Origin of the sequence: Vibrio cholerae (genome assembly GCF_008369605.1) — a bacterium.
Lineage (GTDB): Bacteria > Pseudomonadota > Gammaproteobacteria > Enterobacterales > Vibrionaceae > Vibrio > Vibrio cholerae.
This window is the reverse complement of the sequence record NZ_CP043556.1, coordinates 555687-578912: the sequence shown is the minus strand read 5'-3', so window position 1 is coordinate 578912 and position 23226 is coordinate 555687. Positions and strand designations below refer to the sequence as shown.

22 protein-coding genes, 1 pseudogene and 1 riboswitch are annotated in these 23226 nt (G+C 48.0%); of the genes and pseudogenes, 16 read left to right on the top strand and 7 right to left on the bottom strand.

Annotation, left to right across the window (positions count from 1 at the left end; genetic code table 11):
* Positions 1-30: 30 nt before the first annotated feature.
* The 5 genes from F0316_RS16730 (at position 31) to potE (ending at position 6660) form a co-directional block, all read left to right on the top strand.
* Positions 31-513 (top strand): Lrp/AsnC family transcriptional regulator, encoded by a 483-nt coding sequence (locus F0316_RS16730; protein WP_000050915.1) that lies wholly within the window; start codon positions 31-33, stop codon positions 511-513.
* Between the two features lie 174 nt (positions 514-687).
* Positions 688-2130 (top strand): coniferyl aldehyde dehydrogenase, encoded by a 1443-nt coding sequence (locus F0316_RS16725; RefSeq protein ID WP_000250430.1) that lies wholly within the window; start codon positions 688-690, stop codon positions 2128-2130.
* Between the two features lie 526 nt (positions 2131-2656).
* Positions 2657-2773 (top strand): leader peptide SpeFL, encoded by a 117-nt coding sequence (gene speFL, locus F0316_RS16720; RefSeq protein WP_001893294.1) that lies wholly within the window; start codon positions 2657-2659, stop codon positions 2771-2773.
* A gap of 337 nt (positions 2774-3110) precedes the next feature.
* A complete protein-coding gene (gene speF, locus F0316_RS16715) occupies positions 3111-5273 on the top strand; it encodes an ornithine decarboxylase SpeF (RefSeq protein ID WP_149560741.1) in 2163 nt (720 codons plus the stop codon).
* Positions 5274-5340: 67 nt separating this feature from the next.
* Positions 5341-6660: a putrescine-ornithine antiporter gene (potE, locus tag F0316_RS16710; RefSeq protein ID WP_000045946.1), complete on the top strand. Its 1320-nt coding sequence runs from the start codon at positions 5341-5343 to the stop codon at positions 6658-6660.
* 5 nt (positions 6661-6665) lie between these two features.
* Here potE and F0316_RS20385 read toward each other — a convergent pair.
* Positions 6666-6811 (bottom strand): annotated as a pseudogene (locus F0316_RS20385) (histidine kinase).
* Positions 6812-6864: 53 nt separating this feature from the next.
* Positions 6865-7003, top strand: a riboswitch (FMN riboswitch).
* A 114-nt stretch (positions 7004-7117) separates the two neighbouring features.
* Between F0316_RS20385 and ribB the strand changes: the two are divergent.
* Positions 7118-7774, top strand: coding sequence for a 3,4-dihydroxy-2-butanone-4-phosphate synthase (gene ribB, locus F0316_RS16705; RefSeq protein WP_001076651.1), 657 nt, complete (start codon positions 7118-7120; stop codon positions 7772-7774).
* Between the two features lie 64 nt (positions 7775-7838).
* On the opposite strand, the gene trmY is transcribed toward ribB, so the two are convergent.
* Positions 7839-8444, bottom strand: coding sequence for a tRNA (pseudouridine(54)-N(1))-methyltransferase TrmY (gene trmY / locus F0316_RS16700; RefSeq protein WP_172626075.1), 606 nt, complete (start codon positions 8442-8444; stop codon positions 7839-7841).
* Positions 8445-8779: 335 nt separating this feature from the next.
* Between trmY and trpS the strand changes: the two genes are divergently transcribed.
* Positions 8780-9802, top strand: coding sequence for a tryptophan--tRNA ligase (gene trpS / locus F0316_RS16690; RefSeq protein ID WP_033930293.1), 1023 nt, complete (start codon positions 8780-8782; stop codon positions 9800-9802).
* 170 nt (positions 9803-9972) lie between these two features.
* Here trpS and F0316_RS16685 read toward each other — a convergent pair whose 3' ends face one another.
* Positions 9973-10875, bottom strand: coding sequence for a LysR family transcriptional regulator (locus F0316_RS16685; protein WP_095467236.1), 903 nt, complete (start codon positions 10873-10875; stop codon positions 9973-9975).
* 146 nt (positions 10876-11021) lie between these two features.
* Between F0316_RS16685 and F0316_RS16680 the strand changes: the two genes are divergently transcribed.
* Positions 11022-11741 carry an SDR family oxidoreductase gene (locus tag F0316_RS16680; protein WP_000839400.1) on the top strand — a complete coding sequence of 240 codons (720 nt, stop codon included), beginning with the start codon at positions 11022-11024 and terminating at the stop codon, positions 11739-11741.
* 392 nt (positions 11742-12133) lie between these two features.
* Positions 12134-14446: a methyl-accepting chemotaxis protein gene (locus tag F0316_RS16675; protein WP_000684937.1), complete on the top strand. Its 2313-nt coding sequence runs from the start codon at positions 12134-12136 to the stop codon at positions 14444-14446.
* A gap of 42 nt (positions 14447-14488) precedes the next feature.
* On the opposite strand, the gene F0316_RS16670 is transcribed toward F0316_RS16675, so the two are convergent.
* Positions 14489-15379 carry a LysR family transcriptional regulator gene (locus tag F0316_RS16670; protein WP_000375514.1) on the bottom strand — a complete coding sequence of 297 codons (891 nt, stop codon included), beginning with the start codon at positions 15377-15379 and terminating at the stop codon, positions 14489-14491.
* Between the two features lie 132 nt (positions 15380-15511).
* On the opposite strand from F0316_RS16670, the gene F0316_RS16665 reads away from it, so the two are divergent.
* The gene (locus tag F0316_RS16665) at positions 15512-16150 is read left to right on the top strand and encodes an NAD(P)-dependent oxidoreductase (RefSeq protein WP_000861284.1); all 639 of its coding nucleotides are present in this window, start codon (positions 15512-15514) and stop codon (positions 16148-16150) included.
* Positions 16151-16224: 74 nt separating this feature from the next.
* Here F0316_RS16665 and F0316_RS16660 read toward each other — a convergent pair whose 3' ends face one another.
* On the bottom strand, positions 16225-17166 hold the full coding sequence (locus F0316_RS16660; protein WP_032474551.1) for a GlxA family transcriptional regulator: 942 nt from the start codon (positions 17164-17166) through the stop codon (positions 16225-16227).
* A 101-nt stretch (positions 17167-17267) separates the two neighbouring features.
* On the opposite strand from F0316_RS16660, the gene F0316_RS16655 reads away from it, so the two are divergent.
* Positions 17268-17804: a cysteine hydrolase family protein gene (locus F0316_RS16655; RefSeq protein WP_002045520.1), complete on the top strand. Its 537-nt coding sequence runs from the start codon at positions 17268-17270 to the stop codon at positions 17802-17804.
* 47 nt (positions 17805-17851) lie between these two features.
* Positions 17852-18247 carry a rhodanese-like domain-containing protein gene (locus F0316_RS16650; RefSeq protein ID WP_095467234.1) on the top strand — a complete coding sequence of 132 codons (396 nt, stop codon included), beginning with the start codon at positions 17852-17854 and terminating at the stop codon, positions 18245-18247.
* A gap of 72 nt (positions 18248-18319) precedes the next feature.
* Here F0316_RS16650 and F0316_RS16645 read toward each other — a convergent pair whose 3' ends face one another.
* Positions 18320-18799, bottom strand: coding sequence for a MarR family winged helix-turn-helix transcriptional regulator (locus tag F0316_RS16645; RefSeq protein ID WP_032469534.1), 480 nt, complete (start codon positions 18797-18799; stop codon positions 18320-18322).
* 148 nt (positions 18800-18947) lie between these two features.
* Here F0316_RS16645 and F0316_RS16640 point away from each other — a divergent pair, with 148 nt between their 5' ends.
* From F0316_RS16640 to F0316_RS16630, 3 genes are all read left to right on the top strand, one after another.
* Complete coding sequence (locus tag F0316_RS16640; protein ID WP_142726583.1) at positions 18948-19853, top strand: EamA family transporter; 906 nt, start codon at positions 18948-18950, stop codon at positions 19851-19853.
* A 167-nt stretch (positions 19854-20020) separates the two neighbouring features.
* Positions 20021-20743: a sulfite exporter TauE/SafE family protein gene (locus F0316_RS16635; protein ID WP_095456479.1), complete on the top strand. Its 723-nt coding sequence runs from the start codon at positions 20021-20023 to the stop codon at positions 20741-20743.
* Positions 20744-20818: 75 nt separating this feature from the next.
* Positions 20819-21250 (top strand): YccF domain-containing protein, encoded by a 432-nt coding sequence (locus tag F0316_RS16630; protein ID WP_000946562.1) that lies wholly within the window; start codon positions 20819-20821, stop codon positions 21248-21250.
* Here the strand turns inward: F0316_RS16630 and F0316_RS16625 are convergent.
* Entirely contained in the window at positions 21247-22113 is an 867-nt protein-coding gene (locus tag F0316_RS16625) for a glycerol kinase (protein ID WP_172626074.1), read from the bottom strand. The two genes, F0316_RS16630 and F0316_RS16625, sit on opposite strands and share 4 nt — an antisense overlap.
* A 214-nt stretch (positions 22114-22327) precedes the next feature.
* Between F0316_RS16625 and F0316_RS16620 the strand changes: the two genes are divergently transcribed.
* Entirely contained in the window at positions 22328-23182 is an 855-nt protein-coding gene (locus F0316_RS16620) for a Vmh family MBL fold metallo-hydrolase (protein ID WP_162811936.1), read from the top strand.
* Positions 23183-23226: the final 44 nt, after the last annotated feature.

Sequence of the window (23226 nt, the reverse complement as noted above, 5' to 3'; positions counted from 1 at the left end):
CGGGTCTAAACAGTCAAAGGATGTTGCTGTATGAGTCTGGATCGAGTTGACCGCGATATTTTGCGGATCTTACATGCCAAAGGGCGTTTACCGGTCGTTGAGCTGGCCAAGTTGGTGAATCTCACAACATCGCCCTGTTCAGAGCGGGTAAAGCGTTTAGAAAAAGAGGGATACATTCGCGGTTACCACGCGGATCTCGATCCGGGAAAGTTAGGCTTGGATGTGCAGGTCTTTATCCATATTCGGCTTGATCAAAGCAGCTTCTCAATTTTTGAACGTTTTGCTCATGCTGTTGCGGATATCCCAGAAATCGAAGCCTGTTACTCGCTCTCTGGTGATTTTGACACCATGATTAAAGTACGCGTCAAAGACATGAAAGCGTATCAAGCCTTTATGTCGGGCAAGTTGGGCTCTTTACCCGGCGTGATTCAAACCCGTAGTGAGTTTGTGATTGAAGAGCACAAAACCAGTTTTGGTATCAACCCTGAGCTGATTTACAGCTTGCCAAGTTAAGATACTCTACGCCCGAGGGGGGCTTATGCCCTTCCTACTTGAAGCTGCAACGGTATTGGCTACGTTCGTTTACCTCAATCACATAGTGTATCTATGCTCATGGGGATGAACTCACTTTCCTCCTACCTGCAACTCTAAGTAGTTTAGGTATATTTTATTTCTGCGGAGTTTACTATGGTTCAACTCTCTGTGGTGTCTCGTGCTGAGTCACCAGAAATCTCGTCAGCAATCGAAGCTTTGCAGGCTGAATTTACGCGCCTAAAAAGGCAGTATGCCAATACGCCTTATCCGAGTTTGACCCACCGTTTGCAACGTTTAACCCAGCTCAAACAGGCTTTATTGCGTGAAAACGAAGCCCTGATTGCCGCAGTCAATCAAGATTATGGTTTCCGTAGTCGTTTTGATAGCGGCCTGTGCGATTTACTGCCAACGTTAAATCATCTCAATTACACGGCTAAGCAACTGAAAAAGTGGATGAAGCCGCAGCGGCGACATGCAGGATGGATGCTGCTGCCTTCGCGTGTTGAAGTACAATTTCAGCCCTTGGGTGTGGTGGGGGTAATGGTGCCTTGGAATTTTCCTATTTTGCTTAGCCTTGCACCATTGATCACCGCTGTTGCTGCGGGAAATCAGGTGATGGTGAAATTGAGTGAGTACACACCTGCCACCAATCAGGTGCTAGCGCGTGTGATTGCCGCGTTAGGCGATATCGCGGTTTGCGTGCAAGGTGATGCGAAGGTTGCTGCGGCTTTTAGTGCCTTGCGATTTGACCACTTGCTGTTTACGGGGTCAACCGCCGTAGGCAAGTTAGTGGCGCAAGCGGCCGCGAAAAATTTAACACCTGTGACGTTAGAGCTGGGGGGCAAATCTCCAGTGATCATTGCTGACGATGCGGATCTCGCGCGCAGCGTGGATAACATCATGCTGGGTAAAACCACCAATGCCGGGCAAATATGTGTTGCACCGGATTATGTGCTGCTGCCGCAAGCGAAAGTCGCTACCTTCGTTGAGCTTTATTTGCAGCGTTTTGCGCGCCGTTTTATTCGTCATGGTCGTATGGATGTGACACAAATCATTAACCAAGCGCAGTTTGACCGATTACAGCACTGTTTGGATGATGCACAGCAAAAAGGCGCCAAACTCAATACTGTGGTGGGCAAAACGGTAGAACTCGAAGCAAGGCAGATGCTGCCGCATCTGTTAACCGAAGTCAGTGATGACATGCTGGTGATGCAACAAGAGATCTTTGGCCCGATCCTGCCGGTGATCGGTTATCGCAATATTGAAGAAGCGATTGAGCGAGTCAATCAAGGCCCACGGCCATTGGCACTTTACGTGATGACCAAAGAGAGCCATCTGGCTAATCATATTTTGCAGCGTACCCACAGTGGTGGTGCGTGTGTGAACGATACCTTAATGCATGTTGCGGCGGATGATGCGCCATTTGGCGGCATTGGTGAATCAGGGCAGGGGCATTACCACGGAATCGAAGGCTTTAAGACTTTTTCGCACAGTAAGACGGTGCTGCGTTCAGCCGCGTGGTTGCCACGTAGTGGTTGGCTGCTGACTTATCGTCAATCGATGTTACGCGTCCTCACTCGATTTTTTGGGCGCTAATCTTTCTGATGTCGCTCACTATATCAAGCCAGCCAGCGTCTGGCTTGATGCGATCCCATTCCTACTTGAAGCAGCCGCGGTGTTGGCTACGCTCACGCATCCCAATCATAAGCCTGTGTATGTTGATGGGGATGAACTCACTTGCCACCTACCTGCAACTCCAAGTAGTTTGGGTATAGCAGGATCTCACGTCAAATTGAAAAACAGCAGTGTTATTGAATGTCATTAAATATGTGGCATTTGTTGTTAATGTTGCATTTTATCCGGTTGGATTACGAGTGTTTGATAGTGCGTTGTTCTGTTTATTTTGTTCTCCGCTATATTATTTTCTTATAGTTTTGCTCAATTCCTAGGATATATATGGTAATACCTATTCTTGTTGGTAAATAAATCTAAAATATATATCTATGCGTATTAAGGTGTGATAATGGTCAAATTTTAATTTTTCCGTGGGGTATAGAATGCGCCTGCTTTCTAAGCAAAACGACGTAAACTGGTTTCTTGATTATTTGTAACGGAGTTGTATATGAAAAAGAAATCAAAAATCATGGCACACATTCGCAGGACTCGGCACATCATGATGCCGTCTCACCGTGACTACTTTGACTACTCTTTCTTTACCCAATCGACATCTCATCTGTAACGAGAGCTTTAGGCTGCTTGTCAGCTAAAGGTTCGTCCTATACCAGCTTTCCTCATGTTGAGGTATTAAGGCATATTCATTGATTTTTTACGCCCTTTGGCGTGATGTGAAATCATGTTGGTTTTGCCTGCTCCTACCGAAACTGAGTGAATCTCTAGGTATGCCCAAGAAAAATCATTATTAAGCAAAAGAATATTCACCCGTTCTTAGGCTGGGGCTCTCCATTATTTCTATCTCAGCCTTTGTGACTGCAATATTTATTTTGCTGAGCGATTTCCTGCACGCTAAAAATAATTTGGCTTGGAATTCGTTTATTCAAAAATAAGAAAGGCTAAATATGAATTCATTAAAAATTGCTACGAGTTTATCGGTTCGCTCTTGCTTCACAACCCAACGTGAAGTGGTGGATGTACTGAAAACCGACTTCTGTGACATTGGTGCGGCGGTGGTTTCCGTCGAAGACGTACAAAACGGCATCATAGATAAAATGAATGCGACCGGTTTGAAACTGCCGATCTTTGTTGCTGTGTGCTGCGAAGACCAATTCCCAGATGATTTTTGCGCCGATATCACCGGGGTATTTGAGCTGTGTGATGCCAAAGTCGAGTTCTACGGTAAGCAAGTGGAAACTGCCGTACGTCGCTATCAAGAAAGTTTGTTGCCACCTTTCTTTGGTACATTGAAAAAATACGTAGACATGGGGAACTCCACTTTTGCTTGCCCAGGCCATCAAGGTGGGCAGTTCTTCCGTAAGCATCCGGTTGGTCGCCAGTTCTTTGATTTCTTTGGTGAAACCTTATTCCGCTCGGATATGTGTAACGCGGACGTACGTTTGGGTGACTTGCTGATCCATGAAGGTGCCCCACATGATGCGCAGGCTTATGCTGCGAAAGTGTACAACGCGGATAAAACCTACTTCGTACTCAACGGCACATCGGCCTCCAACAAAGTGGTGTGTAACGCGCTGCTGACACCGGGAGATCTGGTGCTGTTTGACCGCAACAACCATAAATCCAACCACCACGGTGCGTTAATTCAAGCGGGGGCTACTCCGGTTTACTTAGAAACGGCGCGTAACCCATTTGGTTTTATCGGCGGGATTGATGCACACTGCTTTAACGAGTCTTACCTGCGTGATGCGGTACGTAATGTCGACCCAAGCCGCGCGGAAGCGAAACGCCCATTCCGTCTTGCCATCATTCAGCTTGGCACTTACGACGGTACGATTTACAACGCGCGTCAGGTGGTGGATCGCATCGGTCATTTGTGTGACTACATCCTGTTTGACTCAGCATGGGTGGGCTATGAACAGTTCATTCCCATGATGAAAGACTGCTCGCCACTTCTTCTCGATCTAAAGCCTGAAGATCCGGGCATCATCGTCACTCAGTCCGTGCATAAACAGCAGGCAGGTTTCTCGCAAACTTCGCAAATTCACAAGAAAGATCACCACATCAAAGGCCAAGAGCGTTACTGCAACCATAAACGCTTTAACAACGCCTTTATGCTGCACGCCTCAACCAGCCCATTCTACCCGTTGTTTGCGGCGCTCGATGTGAACGCCAAGATGCACGAAGGGGACAGTGGCCGCTACCTATGGCGCGAAGCGGTGAAAACCGGTATCGAAGCCCGTAAGCTTCTGATGAAAAAATGCAAATACATCAAACCGTTCATCCCACCAATGATCGAAGGTAAACCTTGGCAATCTCACCCCACCGAGCAAATTGCCGATGATTTGCGTTTCTTTGAATTTGAACCGGGGCAGAAATGGCATGCGTTTGAAGGTTACGAACATGATCAGTATTTCGTTGACCCTTGTAAGTTCCTGCTCACCACACCGGGGATTGACCCAGAAACCGGCGAATACGAGCACTTTGGTATTCCGGCCACCATACTGGCCAACTTCCTGCGTGAGAACAACATCATCCCAGAGAAGTGCGATTTGAACTCGATCCTCTTTTTGCTCACCCCAGCCGAAGATATGGCGAAGATGCAGCATTTAGTGGCACAAATTGCTCGTTTTGAACGCTTGATTGAAGAAGATGCACCACTGAGCGAAGTATTGCCGAACGTGTACCGTGCAAATCGCGAACGCTACAAAGGCTACACCATCCGTCAGTTGTGTCAGGAAATGCACGATCTGTATGTCAGCCGTGATGTCAAACAGCTGCAAAAAGAGATGTTCCGCGCGCGTTACTTCCCACGCGCGGTGATGAACCCACAAGAAGCAAACTTGGCCTTTGTTCGTGGTCAGGTTGAGCTAGTCCCACTGCGTGAAGTGGAAGGCCGTATCGCCGCTGAAGGCGCACTGCCTTACCCTCCGGGTGTGTTGTGTGTGGTTCCGGGAGAAATATGGGGCGGTTCAGTACAGCGTTACTTCCTCGCTCTAGAAGAAGGCATTAACTTGCTGCCGGGTTTTGCGCCTGAGTTGCAAGGGGTGTATCTGGAGCCGACAGGCGAGGGACGAGTGCAAGCCATGGGCTATGTACTGAAACGTTAATCGGGGCATCGGGGCAGAGGTTTCTGCCCCGATGACAACACGAAAAGACCCATAGAAGGGGAATATCATGAGTAAATCCAATAACAAAATTGGTGTAGTGCAACTCACCATTCTGACTATCGTTAACATGATGGGGTCGGGCATCATTATGCTCCCGACTCAGCTTGCCCAAGTCGGCACCATTTCTATTTTATCTTGGTTAGTCACTGCTGCAGGTTCAACTGCCTTGGCGTTTGCCTTTGCAAAATGCGGTATGTTCAGTAAAAAATCCGGCGGTATGGGCGGTTACGCCGAATACGCGTTTGGCCGCAGCGGCAACTTTATGGCCAACTATACCTACGCGGTTTCCTTGTTGATTGCCAACGTGGCGATTGCCATTTCCGCGGTTGGCTATGCTGATGTGCTGTTTGGTTTTCATCTCACTCCGATTGAAACCTGTATCGCGACTATTTTGGTATTGTGGGTCGCCACCGTGGCCAACTTTGGTGGTGCGCGCATTACTGGCCAAGTCTCGAGTGTTACCGTTTGGGGCATCATTATTCCGGTGATTGGGGTATCCATCATCGGTTGGTACTGGTTTGATTTTGACTTGTATCGCTCGGCATGGAACCCACATGGCTTGCCATTCTTCCAAGCTCTCGGTGGCTCAATTGCGATGACGCTGTGGGCATTCTTAGGGTTGGAATCGGCGTGTGCTAATGCTGATGCGGTGGAAAACCCAGAGAAAAACGTACCGATTGCGGTCATGGGCGGTACCTTGGGGGCTGCGGTAATTTACATCATCTCAACCAACGTGATTGCCGGGATTGTACCAAACGCAGATCTGGCTAACTCGAACGCACCTTTTGGTCTGGCTTTTGCGCAGATGTTTAACCCAACCATGGGCGCGATTGTCATGGCGTGTGCGATTGTGTCTTGTACCGGTTCACTGCTTGGCTGGCAATTTACTATTGCGCAAGTGTTTAAAGCCTCGGCCGATGAAGGTTTCTTCCCTAAATTGTTCTCTAAAGTGACCAAAGCCGATGCCCCTGTGCTAGGTATGCTGACCATCGTCTCGATTCAAAGCGTACTGAGTTTGATGACCATCAGTCCCTCACTCAATAAGCAGTTTGAGGCGTTAGTGAATTTGGCGGTCGTGACCAACATCATTCCGTACATCCTCTCTATGGCTGCGCTGGGTGTGATGCAAAAGCAGCTCAATGTACCGGTGAGTCAAGCGAAAGTGGCCAACGTGATGGCCTTTATTGGTGCGATGTACAGCTTCTACGCGCTGTACAGTTCCGGTGAAACCGCGGTCATGCTCGGTTCGATTGCGACCTTCTTCGGTTGGGTGCTGTACGGTGCGATCTCGCGCTCACAGCAAAATACCCCATTGAAACACGCCTGATCGGGTTAACGCTTAAGGTATAAGATCAACAGCGCGGTGAATCTGCGCTGTTTTTCTATCCGCGCTGTTTTTTATCTGATGTTCTTTTCATCGACTTTTCTTGCTCAAAAGCGGTGATATTCAAAACAAGTTTATCAGTAACTCTTTTCACCGCCCGTTGAACTGACTACACTAGGCGGCGTTTCAGAATCGTCTGAAACACAACAATATTCTCAGGGCGGGGCGAAATTCCCCACCGGTGGTATGCCGCAAGGCGAGCCCACGAGCGCTCGATTCGTCGAGGTCAGCAGATCTGGTGAGAAGCCAGAGCCGACGGTTACAGTCCGGATGAGAGAGAATGACAAACACACTGAATCTCAAGGTGCGGCTTTGCTACATCTTTCGGTTTTCAGTGCTTTTCGTTTTGGATTTTGATCCCTCATAAGCCCTGATTCTGGTCATTTTTTGGAGTATTACCATGAATCAGTCCTCATTACTTGCCGAATTCGGCGACCCCATTACTCGTGTAGAAAACGCACTGCAAGCCTTACGTGAGGGGCGTGGTGTGCTGCTGCTCGATGATGAAGATCGCGAAAACGAAGGCGATATTATCTACGCAGTAGAATCTCTTACTACGGCGCAAATGGCGCTCATGATCCGTGAATGCAGCGGCATTGTTTGTTTGTGCCTAACGGAAACACAAGCTGATCGCTTAGCCCTACCGCCTATGGTGGTCAACAACAACAGCGCTAACCAAACGGCGTTTACGGTTTCCATTGAGGCCAAACATGGCGTAACCACGGGGGTTTCCGCGCAAGATCGCGTCACCACCATCAAAACCGCCGCCAACCCACAAGCAAAGCCAGAAGATTTGGCGCGTCCCGGCCATGTATTCCCATTGCGTGCTCGTGCGGGTGGGGTATTGGCGCGTCGTGGTCATACCGAAGGTACGGTTGATTTGATGCAGATGGCGGGCTTACAGCCAGCTGGTGTGTTGTGCGAACTGACCAACCCAGATGGCAGCATGGCCAAAACGCCAGAAATCATCGCGTTTGGCAAACTGCACAATATGCCCGTATTGACCATTGAAGATATGGTGCAATACCGCATTCAGTTTGATCTGAAACTGGCTTAAGCGAAGAAAAAACAGCCCTGACGAACAGATTCATCAGGGCTGTTTTTATTGATGACGGGAGGGATTACCAACCCGCTTCTTGGTGATCAATCTCGTTATGAATTAGCGTGACACATTGAGAGGCAAACAGCATTTTGGGGCCAAGGCTGATTTTTTCTACCCCAAGACGTTTCATCGAGTTACCACTCTTTTTCGGCATCGGGATATGGTCGGTCAAAATAAAACACGGGTTCGGGCCAATCTTAATATCACGAATGGAATCGCCTTTTTTATCCATCATGTACAGCGAATGATGCTCCGCCAGCTCACCGAGTAGCGCTTCAAAGCTGATGGTGCGCACGGTTAAACCCGGCTGAACCACACGCGTTTGTTCTTTGCCCATGCCAACTGAGGCATCCAGCGCTTTCACCAACAGGGCAATCAAGGCCGCTTCATGGAATCCGCCCACATCACTGATTTCATTCGCTTCGACGGTGATGGTGCGTGAATAATCGCGCGTGCTTTCCAATATCAGATGAATCACCACATCTTCACGATGCGACTGCGCGGTAAACAGGCTGTTCATCATGCAGTGCGCCAAAATTTCGGTATGGCATTTGCCACCAATTTCGTCCAGTAGGCGTTGGCTATCGGTCGGTGCAGAGCGAGCTCGAAGGATAAAACTGCGCATGGTATTTCTCATTCGTTGTCATTCAAAGTGCGGTATTGTCGCTAAGCGCGCCGAACTTGACCAGCACTTTATGGCTATTCGTTTCTGAGGTCAAAGCGGTAGGTTTGAATCAGGTTTTCCTTTCGCAAACGACACTTGAGAAGGTTGAGTTCTCAAACCATTGTTGTTAGATTGCCCAGATGAACGATATTTCACTTTCTACTTCATTCTTCTTCTGGTGGCGCTCTCATTAGAGCGGCACGGAATTCTTACATTCTTAAGCTGCTGGAAGGTAGCTAAGACTGTAATTTCTTTTGTATCTCCAGTAGCACTTATTTTTAACGAGGAGATACACAATGAATACACATCAAGATACTGATAAACCAGAGATTATTTTAACTGGCGATCGAGCCACTGGCCCTTTGCATTTAGGTCACTATGTCGGCTCTCTAAAGCAACGTGTCGCTTTACAGGAAATTCATGAGCAAACGATCCTTGTCGCCGATATGCAAGGTCTTACGGATAACGCTCACAATCCCAAGAAAGTCTCATCCAACATTCTCAATGTCGTGGCCGATTATCTCGCCGTCGGTATTGATCCCACCAAAACAACCATTTGCCTTCAATCACAACTTCCCGCTCTTGCTGAACTGACCATGTATTACAGCAACCTTGTCACCATCAGTAGGCTGGAACGAAATCCAACCGTCAAAAGTGAGACTCAAAACAAAGGGTTTGAACGCTCCATTCCTGCTGGATTTTTAACATACCCCATATCTCAAGCGGCGGACATAACCGGCTTTAACGCCACTCTCGTTCCCGTCGGGGACGATCAATTACCCATGCTTGAACAAGCTAATGAGATAGTGAGGAAAGTGAACTCACTCGCTGGGCGTAATGTTTTGAATGAATGCCGGCCGCTACTGAGTAATGCATCACGGCTACCGAGCACGGATGGGAAAAGTAAGATGTCTAAATCGATGGGCAACGCGATCAATCTTGGGGCTTCACCAAAAGAGATCTCCGCAGCAGTGAAATCCATGTATACCGATCCCCATCATCTAAGAGTCGAAGATCCCGGCCGTATTGAGGGAAATGTGGTGTTTACTTATCTCGATGCATTCCATCCAGATGAGGAATATATCAGCCGACTCAAAGAGCACTATCAAGGTGGTGGTCTTGGTGATGGTATAACGAAAAAAATATTAGAAGAGTGCTTGCAGGAGATGCTCCAACCAATAAGAGAAAGACGATCTGAATTTTTAAAAGATAAAGCTCAACTGATTGATATTTTGAAACAAGGAAGCCAACTTTCTAGAGAAAAAACGGCAAGAGTGCTGTTTGATGTAAAAGCTATTTTTGGACTTAATATTTTCTGAACAACGTGTTTTGTTAGCCAGCTTCGAGGCGTTTACTCGCTGAACTCCTCGAAGCGGTTTGTTCTATTATTTGAGGCCGTATCAATAATGTGTTTTGAACCCAAAATGAGCGCCAGTAATTCGCTATTGCTCAAAAGTATTCCAGAGTGGTTACCTTAAAGCCTTTCGGCTTAAAGCAGACCCTGCTCAAAATAACGCTTACTGAACTCAATAAACCGCTTTAAGCGTACCGGTTGATATTTGTCTTTATGGTAGATAAGGGAAAAATCGACGCTTGGGATATGCCAATCCTGAAACACTTCGACCAACTCGCCGCGGGCGATCTCTTGGTGGCAGTAGAAAGTGGGTACGCGAATGATGCCGTTATGCGCCAATGCCGCTCGAACTAACACTCGGCCGTTTTTACACTGTAAATCTCCATCGACAGGCACATCGAGAGTTTGCTTCGTCTCTTTGTGTTGGTAGCTCCAACGTTTTACCGAACCGGTTAAGCAGCGATGATCGGTGAGTTGCTTGGGATGTTGAGGTTGACCACACTGCGTAAAGTACGTGGGGCTTGCGAGCGTGCTCATACGGATTTCGGTGAGTTTACGCGCTACGAAGCTGGCATCTTCTAATTTTCCCATCCGAAATGCTACGTCAAAGCCTTCTTCAATCAAATCAACACGATGACTACTGAAATCAAGGTGAATACGCACATCGGGGTTTTCCTGCATAAAAGCACTGCAAATGTCGGCAATTAACTCTTCCCCAATATGCCCGCCCACACTATTGATGCGTAGCTCCCCGCGCGCTTCTTGCACATCATCTACAGCGGCTAACACGGCTTGTTCAATACTGCTCAGGGCTTGTTCACATTGACGATAGAAGAGTTCCCCAGCATCCGTGAGCGAAAGGCTGCGTGTAGTGCGGATGACAAGAGTGACGCCCATGCTGTTTTCTAACTGGCTCAGTTGGCGTGAAACATGTGAGCGAGAAACCTCCAGCTCTTCCGCGGCTTTAGTGAAATTGCCGAGTTTGGCAATCAGTACAAAGGCGCGAATGTCGGCCAGATTGAGTTGGTTAAGTTGCATTGAGAGTCCTTTTATTTGTCATTATATGGCAACAGTTTGTGAACCTGTCGACTATATATCAACAATCTGCTTTCGCCTAGACTGCACGCATTGCAACGAACTCCTGTGTTCAGGAGAATTTTTCTAAGAATCAATAAGGTAATCCCATGAAATCATTAGTCGTTATTACAGGTGCAAGTTCTGGTATTGGTGAAGCTATCGCACGCCGTTTCAGTGAAGCGGGTCATCCATTGCTGTTGGTGGCACGCCGTGTGGAGCGTTTAGAGGCACTGAACCTGCCCAACACACTGTGTGAAAAAGTGGATGTGACAGAGGCGGCGACCTTAGTGGCTGCGATTGCGAAAGCCGAAGCGCTGTATGGCCCTGCGGATCTGCTGGTGAACAATGCCGGTGTCATGCTGCTTGGGCAGATTGATACTCAAGAAGCGAATGAATGGAAGCGCATGTTTGATGTGAATGTGCTAGGCCTGCTCAACGGTATGCACGCCGTGTTGGCCGATATGAAAGAGCGCAACCACGGTACGATCGTGAACATCAGTTCTATTGCGGGTAAGAAAACCTTCCCGAATCATGCTGCTTACTGTGGAACTAAGTTTGCGGTACATGCGATTTCTGAAAACGTGCGTGAGGAAGTGGCCGCCAGCAATGTGCGCGTGACCACAATTGCTCCAGGAGCGGTAGAAACAGAGCTGCTTTCACACACCACATCAAGCGAAATTAAAGAGGGCTACGATGCTTGGAAAGTGGACATGGGCGGCGTGTTGGCCGCGGATGATGTGGCGCGTGCGGTACTGTTTGCTTATCAGCAGCCACAAAGCGTGTGCATTCGTGAGATTGCGTTGGCACCGACCAAACAACAGCCCTAGTTCATCAAAAAGGTGCGATTAAGCCCCTATACCCAAACTACTTGGCGTTGCAGGTAGGCGGCAAATGAGTAATCCCCATGAGCATAGATAGATTATGTGAATGGGGGGGGGCGAATGTTGCTAGCACCGCTGCAGCTTCAAGTAGGAAGGGTATATTTGGACAACATAATTGAGCGACCTGAAAGGGTCGCTTTTTTTTGAACTATAATCAACTCGTTGACTATGGGTTGGCCGGATAACGACAATTTCTGCGGTATTTTTTGGTAGATGGAATAGGGGATGACTATGCTTGCAATGAGTCTTTATTCCTATAACAAAGAAGTTTTGGTTTTATGACGTATCGTTGGCGACTCTTTACCTCTATATCTGACTGAGTTTCTCAGGGGAAAAGCATGAAAATTGCCAACAAAATCGTATTGTCTATGACATTGCTGTCCATTTTTTCGGTCGTGATTGCAGGAGTGTGGGTGGGTTGGAGCGCCGCCACTCTGTCTAAACAAGCGATCTATGAGCGAGCCTCGAACCAACTCCTTTCGGTTCGTGAAACCAAAAAAAGTGAGATTGAACGCTATTTAACACGAGTAGCGGGGCAACTTGTGACCTTAGCTAATATGGTCTCCACTGTGGAGGCAATGGAAGGCTTGACTCAAGCCTACCAAGCTTACCCCGTTGAACAGGTGCCAGCTTCTTCGCTCATTGCCCTAAAAGACTATTACACCACTCAATTTGGTCAGAATTATCAGAAGTTAAACGACGGCCAAGATGCGAACCCGTTAGCGCGTTTGAATCTGTTATCCAGATCCGCGGAAGCGTTACAAGCCCGTTATATTGCCAGCAACCCTAACCCGCTTGGCGCTAAGCATGAGTGGGAGAGTGATTCGCTAGGTAACGCGTATGATGCTTTGCATCAAAAGTACCATCCTGGGATTAAGCAGTATTTAGAGCAGTTCGGTTTGTATGATGTGTTTATGGTCGATAATGACGGTCATGTGGTGTACACCGTATTCAAAGAGCTTGATTTTGCGACCAATTTGCTGAGCGGTCCGTACAAAGAGAGCGGACTAGCAAGGGCTTATGTGCAAGCCAAAACCTTAGCCAATAATCAGTATTATCTTGACGATTTTGCACCTTACTATCCCTCTTATGAGGCGGCGGCTTCATTCATTTCGACCCCTATCTTTAACGGTAGTACTCGAGTTGGTGTTCTGATCTTTCAAATGCCAGTGGATGAAATTAATAGCATTATGACGTTCGATTCCCGTTGGAAAGAAAACGGGCTTGGGAATACCGGCCAGAGCTATTTAGTGGGCAGTGATCACCTGATGCGTAGTCAGCCCCGTTTACTGCTGGAAGATGCTTCGGCCTTCATCGGGACATTGAATTCATTAACGGGTGATCGAGCGGCAATCAATCAGATCCGCAGTAAACAATCCGCGATTGGTTTGCTTAAGGTCAGTTCGCAAGCCGTGGATAAGGCTTTGAGAGGCGAGAGTGGATTAATGATGGAGAGTACGCATGCCAGTGTGCAGTTACTATCAGCATACACACCGCTTGATGCATTAGGGTTACGCTGGGCGTTAGTCACTGAAATGCAGGCAGACGAAGCGTTAGCCGATATTGCGAAGCTTTCCGACGAACTGATTATGAAAGTGCTGATCGCCATCGTGATCGGCGCAGTCATTGCGACACTTGCGGCATGGATGGTGGGGAATGGAATTTCTAAACCGATTCGTGATTCGATAAGCCAAATTCAACGGATGAGTCGAGATAATGATTTAACGGTGCGGTTATCTGAGCAAGGCAGTGATGAGATCCGACAGTTGGCGCAAGCGCTCAATCGTATGCTGAGCCATCTGCAAGATACGATTTGTCAGTTCGCTCATACGACTGACAAACTCAACTCTCACACTCAAACCATTACACATAATATGACCGGAACGCGTAATTCGGTATCTGAGCAGCATGAGCGTACGGATTCGGTGGTCACGGCGGTAAATGAAATGAGCGCTTCGATTACCGAAGTGTCTGAATTTGCACAGCGAGCAGCCACTTTTGTGCAGGAAGCCAATCAAAAGGGCCACGGCGGTGTCTCGGTGGGCAATGAGCTTGCGCGCGATATGACATCAATAAACCAACAAATGGCCTCGGCCGTTGAAGCGATTGCACGGTTAAATCATGAAAGCCAATCTATCGCCTCGGTACTCGATGTGATCCAAGCGATTGCCGAGCAGACCAACTTGCTGGCGTTGAATGCCGCCATTGAGGCCGCTCGCGCTGGAGAACAAGGGCGAGGCTTTGCGGTGGTCGCGGATGAGGTGCGTAATCTTGCCGCAAAAACGCAAACTTCGACTGAAGAGATCCGCACCAAAATTGATCGCTTACAAAAAGAAACTCAGTCTGTCGTCAACTGTATCGAAGAGGCGAATAATACGGTGGTTCGCGGTGTGGCTACCTGTCATAGCAATACCGATATGCTCAAACAGATTGTCGATATGCTCAATGAATTAAACGAGATGAATATCCAAATCGCGACTGCAACTGAGCAACAGCGTGGTGTTACTGAAGAAATTAACGCCAATATCACCTCAATTTCGGATGTTTCTGCGTCTGTGACGGTGCAAGTCGGCGAAGTGAACGCCATCGTGAATGAGTTATCCGACGAAGCGATGGAATTGAGCAAGCGAATGGGACAGTTCTGCTATTAATCCTTACAAAGCATCCCCGAGTGTAAAATCGGGGATTCGCTTTTATGGCCAGAGCAAATCTTCTTGCCAACGCTCGGCGAGAAAATCAATAAACTGTCTGACCAAAGGTGTCTGGTAACTGCGCGACAGATACACTGCCCAGATTGAACTGCTTGGCAGATAATAGTCCGGCAGTAACGCTTGCAGTTGTCCAGCTCGCAACAGCGGATTGGCCAAATCACAGGGGAGACGAATGATTCCTTTATGATTTAATGCGGCGCGGCATAAGGTACCCATATCATTGGCGCGAATATTACCATTGACCAAAACGCTAAACTGCTCGTTATTTTTAACGAAATCCCATTTATTGCCACTGATATGCACTAAGCAGTTATGGTGTGCCAAATCTTGTGGCAGTCCGATAGGCGCATGTTGTGCCAAATATTCCTCAGTGGCACACACCACCATGCCGACTTCAAGCAAGCGGCGTGCAATCAAATTTTCATCGGGCTGCTGCGTAAAGCGCAGCGCGATATCGACACGTTCATCGACCAATTGTGAAAAACGATCGGAGGCAAGCACATCAAAATGAACTTGTGGATGCAGGTCGGTAAAGGCCTGTACCGCATCCAGCAGCATGTTTTGCGTGAGACCTATCGGTGCAGAAATTCGAATGCTGCCGCGTAATGCTCCTGACTGCTCCAGTGCGCGCATTTCCAGCTCCATGGTCTGATGGAGAATTTGCTCACAGCGTTGTAGTGCTTCCTCGCCCGCTGCGGTGAGGCTGACTCGGCGTGTCGTGCGATGCAGCAAGCGCTGCTTAAGCCAATCCTCAATTTCCTGAACATGGCGCGATACCTGTAAACGGCTGAGGTTTAGGTTATCCGCTGCTTGGGTAAAACTGGCGGTATTGGCGACTTCAATAAAGCTGCGCATGGCAGTTAGGCGATCCATAAGTGCTCTCATTTGCAAACTAACTAGATACAATGTACATCATTTTTGCGCATTTATCGCTCGCGATGCGACAAACTATACTTATCCTCGTTGAACACACTCATCTAAATAGATTCAAGAGGAAGGTAAAAAATGAAAGTAGCAATTCTAGGTGCATCTGGTTGGATTGGTAGCCATTTAGCGGCTGAAGCGAAAATGCGCGGACATGAAGTGGTTGCTGTCGTTCGTGACCCAGCCAAAGTCACCCTCAAAGGGGTAGCGGTACAGCAACTGGATATCTTAAACCCAGAGAGCTCACTCAAATCTGTGCTGGAAGGCGTGGATGCTGTGATTGCCTCTATCGGCGGCCGTGCCGCAGGCAACCATGAAATGGTCGCGAAAACCGCGCAGCGTCTACTCAATGAGCTGCCACAAGCTGGCGTTGCTCGTTTATTGTGGGTTGGTGGTGCGGGTTCTTTGGAAGTGGCTCCGGGCGTGAAATTAGTTACCGTTCCGGGGTTCCCAGAAGAGTACAAAGGTGAAGCTCTAGCACAAGGTGAAGCGTTGGAAGTTTTCCGCGCAAGCAACAGCGATGTGAACTGGACTTTCGTAAGCCCAGCGGCCGAAATTTTCCCAGGCGACAAGCAAGGCCAATACCGGGTGGGCGGCGATCAACTGCTGACCGACAGCGAAGGCAACAGCCGTATTTCGGTGGCAGATTATGCGGTCGCGCTGATTGATGAGCTTGAATACGCTGAGCATCCTCGCCAACGTATTGGTGTGGCGTACTAATCCACACAAGCGGTTTAATCATTGGATAACTCAGGAAGGTGCGCGCATCTTTCTGAGTTTTGCTATTTCGGCGTTTACATTTGAGAGGGCGAAGTAAAACGCCGTCGGAACTCACTTGGGGTTAACCCCATGATTTTAGAAAACGTTTTTCGACAAGCACCGGCATCGTCATAACCAACTTGGTGAGCAATCCATTCAAAAGAGTGGGTGGAGGATTCCAACCAATCACACACTTTTTGGATGCGTAAACGCTGCAAATACTGGATCGGATTGTAGCCTACGGCTTTTATAAACCGCCGCTGTAAAGTGCGTGGTGTGACATGAGCTTTTGCGGCTAACTCACTGATGCTGTGTGATTGGTGATAGTGATCATGCAACCAATGTTGAAGTTGGAGAACCACATCATCACCGTGCAGCATACCCGGTGAAAATTGCTGGTAATAACGTTGCTCACGAGCTCCGGTATCAATCACCAAAAGCTTACCTACCTGACGCATGATGGCAGGAGAGGTAAATTGTGCGACTAACTCCAGACCCAAATCCATCCAAGACATCATGCCACCTGCGGTAATGATATCGCCTTGGTTAATCAGAATTTCGTCACTCTTTAACGTTACGTCTGGGAAACGTTGTGAAAAAATTTGTGCCAATCCCCAATGTGTGGTCACACTTTTGTGGCGTAGTAATCCTGCGGCAGCCAGTAGAAAAACCCCTGCACATGCCGCGCTAAGTAGGGCTCCTTTTTGATGTTGCCAAGTCAGCCAATCAAGTAGATTTTCCGAGAATGCTATGCTTTCAATCTGCTCGCGGCTTGGCGGTAAAACGATGGCGGCATAAGACTGCTCAAGCAAAGCAGAGTGAGCATTTGGCCACTCCACAATCTGGCTTTCAAACTGAAATGTTTGATTAAGCTCTTGGCTGGCGCGGTTCGCCATCCAGAACATTTCATCCAAGCCATGAACCGCGGAGAGTAAACAACCCGGATAAGCCACAATAGCGATTGATATAGAAGTCATCGATGTTTTGTCGTTTTTGAACCGTAAAGTGTCATTTTAGACTCTGCAGCGTAAGAAGAAAAACCGAGAAAATACGCCATAGATTCACTAAGGAGAACACTATGAACTCATCTGCACTGATTATCATCGATATTCAAAATGACTATTTCCCCAATGGCTTGTACCCACAATGGCAAGCGGAGCAAGTGCTCGATAACACTTTACAAGCGGTCGATATCGCGCAACGCCATCAAATGCCGATTATTCTTGTGCAGCATATTGCTGATCCAAAGCTAGGTAGCGCGCCATTTTTTAATGCTAATACCGAGGGGGCAGAGTTGCATCCTAAATTAGTTGCAGCCGCTCCAGAAGGGATTGTGGTGGTCAAGGCACACGCTGATAGCTTTCTAAATACCGATTTAGCCGAGTATTTGCAGCGCTTTGGCGTGCGCCAACTCTATTTGTGTGGAATGATGACCCAAAACTGTGTCACCCACACGGCTCTCTCTCCACAAGCCGCGCCATATCAAGTTCGTGTGATCCCACAAGCCTGCAGCTCAGTGGATGCGATGGTGCATGGTATTGCTTTACGCGCTTTGTCCGATCGTGTCGCTATGCTGAGTCTTGATGATTTTGCAACGGAAGTGGCGGCACGTTAACTGCTGTGGCACACTGCATGCTCATTAAACCGACAAGGAGAAGTCGAATGTCTAGTGCCGTATCTCGCGTACCTGCGGCGTCCAGTGCGGATGCTCTGGCGCATTTTGAAGCGTTGTTGCAGTTTGAAACCGATTGTTGGGACGTGCACAACGCGATCACCAATGAAAGACAAGATTTTGTGTTACTCGATGTTCGCGGTGAAGCCCTGTATGCCGAAGGACATGTGCCATGCGCCATCAGCTTGCCGCACTCACGCTTGAACGAAAAAACCTTAGCCGATTACCCTATGGACACACTGTTTGTGGTCTATTGCGCGGGGCCTCACTGTAATGGCACTGAAAAAGCGGCGATTCGCTTAGCCAAATTAGGTCGCCCAGTGAAGAAAATGATCGGCGGCGTTACTGGTTGGTTGGACGAAGGTTTTACGTTGGTCACTGAGTAGTTTGCTTCGACACTCCAGCATATGGATGCCACTAAGATAAGCGGTCGCCTTTGCAAGCGATCGCTTGTGTTTTTATTCTGCCAGCAGAATTTTTTTCAAAAGCTGTTCTAGCTGTCTTTGTTCTTGTTCTGTAAGCACTGCCAACATGCGATTCATATTGGTGACATGGGCATTTAAGGCTTGGTCGATTAACGTTATTCCTTGTTCCGTTAATGTCACCTTACAACTGCGTCTGTCTTCTTCACTCGCCACTCGTTGCACCAAACCGCGTTGTACTAATTGCTCAATGCGTGTGCTGATCGCACCGGAAGAGAGCATCAAGGTTTGGTATAGCTCGGTTGGGGTGATCTCTCGGTCATTACGGCGGATAGTCGCTAAAATATCAAATTCAATGCAGCTTAATCCAAACCCATCAAACACTTGATCTAACTTGGTTTTCCAGATCCCATTTGTTTGGCGTAATCGACCCACGACCCCCATCGATGAGCAATCCAGATCCGGCCTGACACTGCGCCATTGCGCAAGAATGGCATCCACTTTGTCATTTGGCATAGTGTTTTCTGATGACATGATATCGCTCCCCTAAAATATCTTTTCAAAAAGATACTTGATCGAAAACCATCCCTCCATTATTTTTTAAAAAGTATCTTTTTCAAGAGATACTTTTGTCGAAGTAAAATTCCACTATATAGGGTAAATAATGAATACAACGTCAGGAATCAAAACGATACTGCTTACTGCCATCGCCCCTATCGTATGGGGCAGTACTTATATCGTAACTACCGAAGTTCTACCTCCACACTCACCACTCATGGCTTCTTTAGTACGAGCTTTACCAGCAGGAATATTGTTAGTCCTGTTTGCTCGAACCTTACCAACCGGAAATTGGTGGTGGCGTTTGCCGATATTGGGCATTTTTAATATTGGTTTCTTCTTTTACTGTTTATTTTTTGCCGCCACTGAATTACCGGGAGGGATGGCAGCATTGGTGATGTCATTCCAACCTATGTTGGTGATGACAATGAGCTGGTTTTTACTGAGCACACGCATTACGCCTTTGCAGTGGATCGCAGGGGGCATTGGAGTCATTGGGATTGGACTACTGGTGCTTAACCAAACCGCAGCCTTGAGCATACAAGGTTTATTGATCGCCTGTTTAGGAACACTCAGTATGGCCTCTGGGGTCGTTCTGACCAAAAAATGGGGACGCCCTCAAGAGATGTCTACACTCGGTTTTACTGGCTGGCAATTATTGTTTGGTGGGATGCTCTTGCTGCCCATCACGCTGTGGATTGAAGGCATTCCTGAGCAAATGACCCCACTTAACTACCTTGGTTACGGATATCTGAGTGTGGTGGGCGCTATGTTGGCTTACTTTCTCTGGTTCCGTGGTATTGAGCAATTGCCAACGGTCACGGTGTCCTTTCTTGGCTTTTTAAGCAGTGTTTCGGCTTGCTTACTGGGTTATGTGATTCTTGATCAAGCGCTAACTTGGGGGCAGCTTTTAGGCGCGAGCGCAATTTTTCTCTCGATCGTGTTGGCTATTCCTCGTTCCTCCTCAGCCACTTATTCAACAACACCTTCTTTCAGTTTAAAAAGGAATTGATATGAAACTTACTCTCGTCTCTGGCAGCCAAAGAGCGCATTCATAAAGCTTGGGGCGCGCCAGTGCACCGTAGCAGGGGCAATTCTGGCGAAACGTTTCTATTGCGAAATATTGCTGAACTGATACCGTCAGTGTCATTCGATACATCGCAGTACAAAGGGAACGAAATGGAGTATTTAGGCACGAGTGCGTGGATTGCCATGCTATTGGTTTTCATGGGTTCCTTTGTGCAGACCGCGATCGGCTTTGGGCTCGCGGTCGTTGCATCGCCGCTGCTGTTTCTTATTTCGCCGGACTATGTGCCATCACCGATCTGCTTAGTCGCGCTGTTTATTTCGGTGCTCAATGCGATGAAACATCGCGAGAGTATTTCGATTGGCGGCTTAAAAATGGCCTTAATTGGGCGCATTCCGGGATCGATTGTGGGTGGTTTGCTGCTGATGTGGATTTCCACGCAGGCGCTGGCGCTGTGGCTTGGCTTGTTGGTGCTGTTTGCGGTGGCAGTAAGTTTGCTGCCACTGCGCATTGAGCCGAACCCAACTCGAATGGGGATTGCGGGCTTTTTCTCCGGCGTATTTGGCACCAGCAGTGGCATCGGCGGTCCTCCTATGGCGCTTCTGCTTCAGCATCAAGAAGCCAATCAATTGCGCGGTAATTTGTCAGCCTTCTTCGTGTTTAGCTCGATCATCTCTTTGATGGTGCAGTGGCCGACGGGTTTTTTAACGTGGCACCATGTGCTACTGACTGTGCCGCTGATCCCTGCGGCTTGGCTCGGCTATGTGTTAGCCCGTAAAACCACTCACTCATTGCCAAAAGAAAAAATTCGCTTTGCGGCGCTGGCGCTCTGTTTGGTGAGTGGTGCGACTGCGGTATGGCATGGATTTTTCTGATCATTCATTTTCTGTTCATGGTCGCCGCATTAGCGTTAGGCGCATGAAACACCTTCAACAACGTGAGGTAAGGTAATGTTAAGAACACTAGGCAACATTATTTGGTTTTTATGTGGCGGTATAGTGATGGGATTGGCTTGGTGGCTAGTCGGAGTACTGGCGTTTATTAGCATCATTGGCATTCCGTGGGGACGCGCTTGTTTTGTGATCGGCAATTTCTCATTCTGGCCGTTTGGTTATGAAGCGATTTCCCGTGATGAATTAACTGACCAAACCGACATTGGTACCAGCGGTTTTGGCGTACTGGGCAATATCATTTGGTTTATCTTGGCCGGTTTTTGGTTGGCGGTGGGGCATATTTTGTCTGCGGTGGCCTGTTTTATCACCATCATCGGCATTCCGTTTGCCCTGCAGCATTTAAAGCTGGCGGTGATTTCATTGGCGCCGATTGGTAAAACCGTGGTGCCAATTGAAGAGGCCGCGCGTGCGCGTTATCGCACTCGTTAATACGCTTTAATACCGAACTCACGCAATTTTGCGGGCAAAATGTCATCCAGTTGCGTGATCTCATGAGATTGGATCTCAATCAGTGCTAACCCGTGTGCTTGATAAAGTGCGCGGGTTTTTTGTTGTTCACTCGGGGCAATGTCACCTTCATCTGTTCCCCAAAATTGCAAATAGACCTTGCCGCTTGGCAGATAAAAATCACTGGTCACTTCTTCTTCAATCGGTAGTGGGCGCTGATAAGCGTGTACCACGCCAGCCAGATACAGCCAGTTATCAATCAGCAATTCACCCGTTGAACGCACATAGTGCCCATCCAAAGTACGGTGTTTGGCAGCAAACTTCTGGCGAAAGCTGGAATAAGATTTATCGGTCGCGTGAGCCTGTGCTTCTTGGCCGAGAAACTCCACCACGGATTGACGTAAGTGGCGGTTACGCAGTATCGCTTCATGCCAAACTGCAAACCCATTGCCTGAGCTTTTTTCTTCACGCTGCTGCGCTCCGGCACGTAGGCCGCTTTCGGTGGCATGCCAACCAGCTTCGCTACGCGCTATCCAGCCTAATTCACTGAATAACTGATTCATTTTCTTCGGGTTTAATTTGAAATATTCCCCGACTTGCGTGGCGGTGAGTGTTTGACCGGAGGTGGAGTGTAAGTCGATCAGCAAATTCTCAGGCCAGACAATAAAACGCCCATACTTAGGGTGCTGGGCATATTCTCCCCCAAATTTGCTACCGAGATCGGTCAATATCCACTGCTCATCATGGCGATGGATATAACCGGCGGTTTTCAAATCCTGAAACAGCTGTTTAGCATCTTGCTGGCGCTTTTTTGCCAAGGCGGAGGTGGAAAGTTTGTCGGCCATACTGAAATTCCTCTGTGTCTGCGCTCCATTCAAACATAAGACGAGGAGGGGGCTCAATGTCAGTCAGCAAGAACGACCAAGAACTGTGAGGCTTTAGGCAATCCTGCGCAATTAGTTAACTGATTTGAATCAGTGATGTTCTTGTTTCGATCTATTTGTTCAGCTTAAAGCACAATAAGCTGTAGCTCTATTGATGCACCACGGAGACCCCAGCATGAAACTTACTCGTACCTTTTTGACTTCAGCCCTGTTATTACCCGCGTTTTCAAGCTTAGCGGCTTTAGAACTGCAAACGTATAACCCGGGTGAACATGGCATTTTCCCCGTCAGCTCAACCCTCATCAGTGACGAGAAACAAGCCATTCTCGTTGATGCTCAATTTGGTGTGAATGATGGTGCTAAGCTGGTCGACATGATCAAGCAATCAGGCAAAGAGCTCACCGCTATTTACATCAGCGCGGGCGATCCGGATTACTATTTTGGCCTACAACCTCTGGTGGAAGCCTTTCCAAACGTTCCGGTTCTAGCCAGTGAAAGTGTGGTCAAACACATTGAAGCGACTAAAGACGCCAAAATCGAGTATTGGGGACCCATCCTCGCTGAAAATGCGCCGCAAAAAGTGATTGTACCTAAAGTCGATAATCGTACTGAGTTGGTGCTCAATGGCGGCAAAATTGAGATCAAACAGCTCAATCATCCGCAAGCCTATCTGTGGTTGCCTGCAGAGAAAACGATTTTGGGTGGTGTCGCAGTAATGAGTGATATGCATGTTTGGACTGCGGATAGCCAAACCAAGCAAGCACGTATGGAATGGGTAGAAACCTTAGATCGTATGCTCGAACTCAAACCAAAACAGGTGATCCCTGGGCATTATGGTCATGAAATCCCACAAGGTACGCAAGCTATCTCTTTCACGAAAGAGTATTTGGTGAAATTTGAACAAGCTTTGGATAGTTCGACGCACTCTTCACAAGTGATTGAGAAAATGCGTGCGCAGTATCCGGTCTTACCGGATGACGGTAGCTTACAGCTTAGCGCTGAAGTGAACATGGGCGAAAAAAGCTGGTAAGTCCCCCGTGATCTCGACATCACAAGCATACTGACGAATGACAA

What these genes read in the sequence shown, in the direction of transcription:
- F0316_RS16645 (WP_032469534.1), bottom strand. Translation starts at nt 18,799, where the DNA reads ATGCCAAATGACAAAGTGGATGCCATTCTTGCGCAATGGCGCAGTGTC.
- speFL (WP_001893294.1), top strand. Translation starts at nt 2,657, where the DNA reads ATGAAAAAGAAATCAAAAATCATGGCACACATTCGCAGGACTCGGCAC.
- F0316_RS16640 (WP_142726583.1), top strand. Translation starts at nt 18,948, where the DNA reads ATGAATACAACGTCAGGAATCAAAACGATACTGCTTACTGCCATCGCC.
- F0316_RS16660 (WP_032474551.1), bottom strand. Translation starts at nt 17,166, where the DNA reads ATGACTTCTATATCAATCGCTATTGTGGCTTATCCGGGTTGTTTACTC.
- F0316_RS16655 (WP_002045520.1), top strand. Translation starts at nt 17,268, where the DNA reads ATGAACTCATCTGCACTGATTATCATCGATATTCAAAATGACTATTTC.
- F0316_RS16685 (WP_095467236.1), bottom strand. Translation starts at nt 10,875, where the DNA reads ATGCAACTTAACCAACTCAATCTGGCCGACATTCGCGCCTTTGTACTG.
- F0316_RS16635 (WP_095456479.1), top strand. Translation starts at nt 20,021, where the DNA reads ATGGAGTATTTAGGCACGAGTGCGTGGATTGCCATGCTATTGGTTTTC.
- F0316_RS16680 (WP_000839400.1), top strand. Translation starts at nt 11,022, where the DNA reads ATGAAATCATTAGTCGTTATTACAGGTGCAAGTTCTGGTATTGGTGAA.
- trpS (WP_033930293.1), top strand. Translation starts at nt 8,780, where the DNA reads ATGAATACACATCAAGATACTGATAAACCAGAGATTATTTTAACTGGC.
- speF (WP_149560741.1), top strand. Translation starts at nt 3,111, where the DNA reads ATGAATTCATTAAAAATTGCTACGAGTTTATCGGTTCGCTCTTGCTTC.
- potE (WP_000045946.1), top strand. Translation starts at nt 5,341, where the DNA reads ATGAGTAAATCCAATAACAAAATTGGTGTAGTGCAACTCACCATTCTG.
- F0316_RS16670 (WP_000375514.1), bottom strand. Translation starts at nt 15,379, where the DNA reads ATGGATCGCCTAACTGCCATGCGCAGCTTTATTGAAGTCGCCAATACC.
- F0316_RS16665 (WP_000861284.1), top strand. Translation starts at nt 15,512, where the DNA reads ATGAAAGTAGCAATTCTAGGTGCATCTGGTTGGATTGGTAGCCATTTA.
- F0316_RS16650 (WP_095467234.1), top strand. Translation starts at nt 17,852, where the DNA reads ATGTCTAGTGCCGTATCTCGCGTACCTGCGGCGTCCAGTGCGGATGCT.
- F0316_RS16620 (WP_162811936.1), top strand. Translation starts at nt 22,328, where the DNA reads ATGAAACTTACTCGTACCTTTTTGACTTCAGCCCTGTTATTACCCGCG.
- F0316_RS16730 (WP_000050915.1), top strand. Translation starts at nt 31, where the DNA reads ATGAGTCTGGATCGAGTTGACCGCGATATTTTGCGGATCTTACATGCC.
- ribB (WP_001076651.1), top strand. Translation starts at nt 7,118, where the DNA reads ATGAATCAGTCCTCATTACTTGCCGAATTCGGCGACCCCATTACTCGT.
- trmY (WP_172626075.1), bottom strand. Translation starts at nt 8,444, where the DNA reads ATGCGCAGTTTTATCCTTCGAGCTCGCTCTGCACCGACCGATAGCCAA.
- F0316_RS16630 (WP_000946562.1), top strand. Translation starts at nt 20,819, where the DNA reads ATGTTAAGAACACTAGGCAACATTATTTGGTTTTTATGTGGCGGTATA.
- F0316_RS16725 (WP_000250430.1), top strand. Translation starts at nt 688, where the DNA reads ATGGTTCAACTCTCTGTGGTGTCTCGTGCTGAGTCACCAGAAATCTCG.
- F0316_RS16675 (WP_000684937.1), top strand. Translation starts at nt 12,134, where the DNA reads ATGAAAATTGCCAACAAAATCGTATTGTCTATGACATTGCTGTCCATT.
- F0316_RS16625 (WP_172626074.1), bottom strand. Translation starts at nt 22,113, where the DNA reads ATGGCCGACAAACTTTCCACCTCCGCCTTGGCAAAAAAGCGCCAGCAA.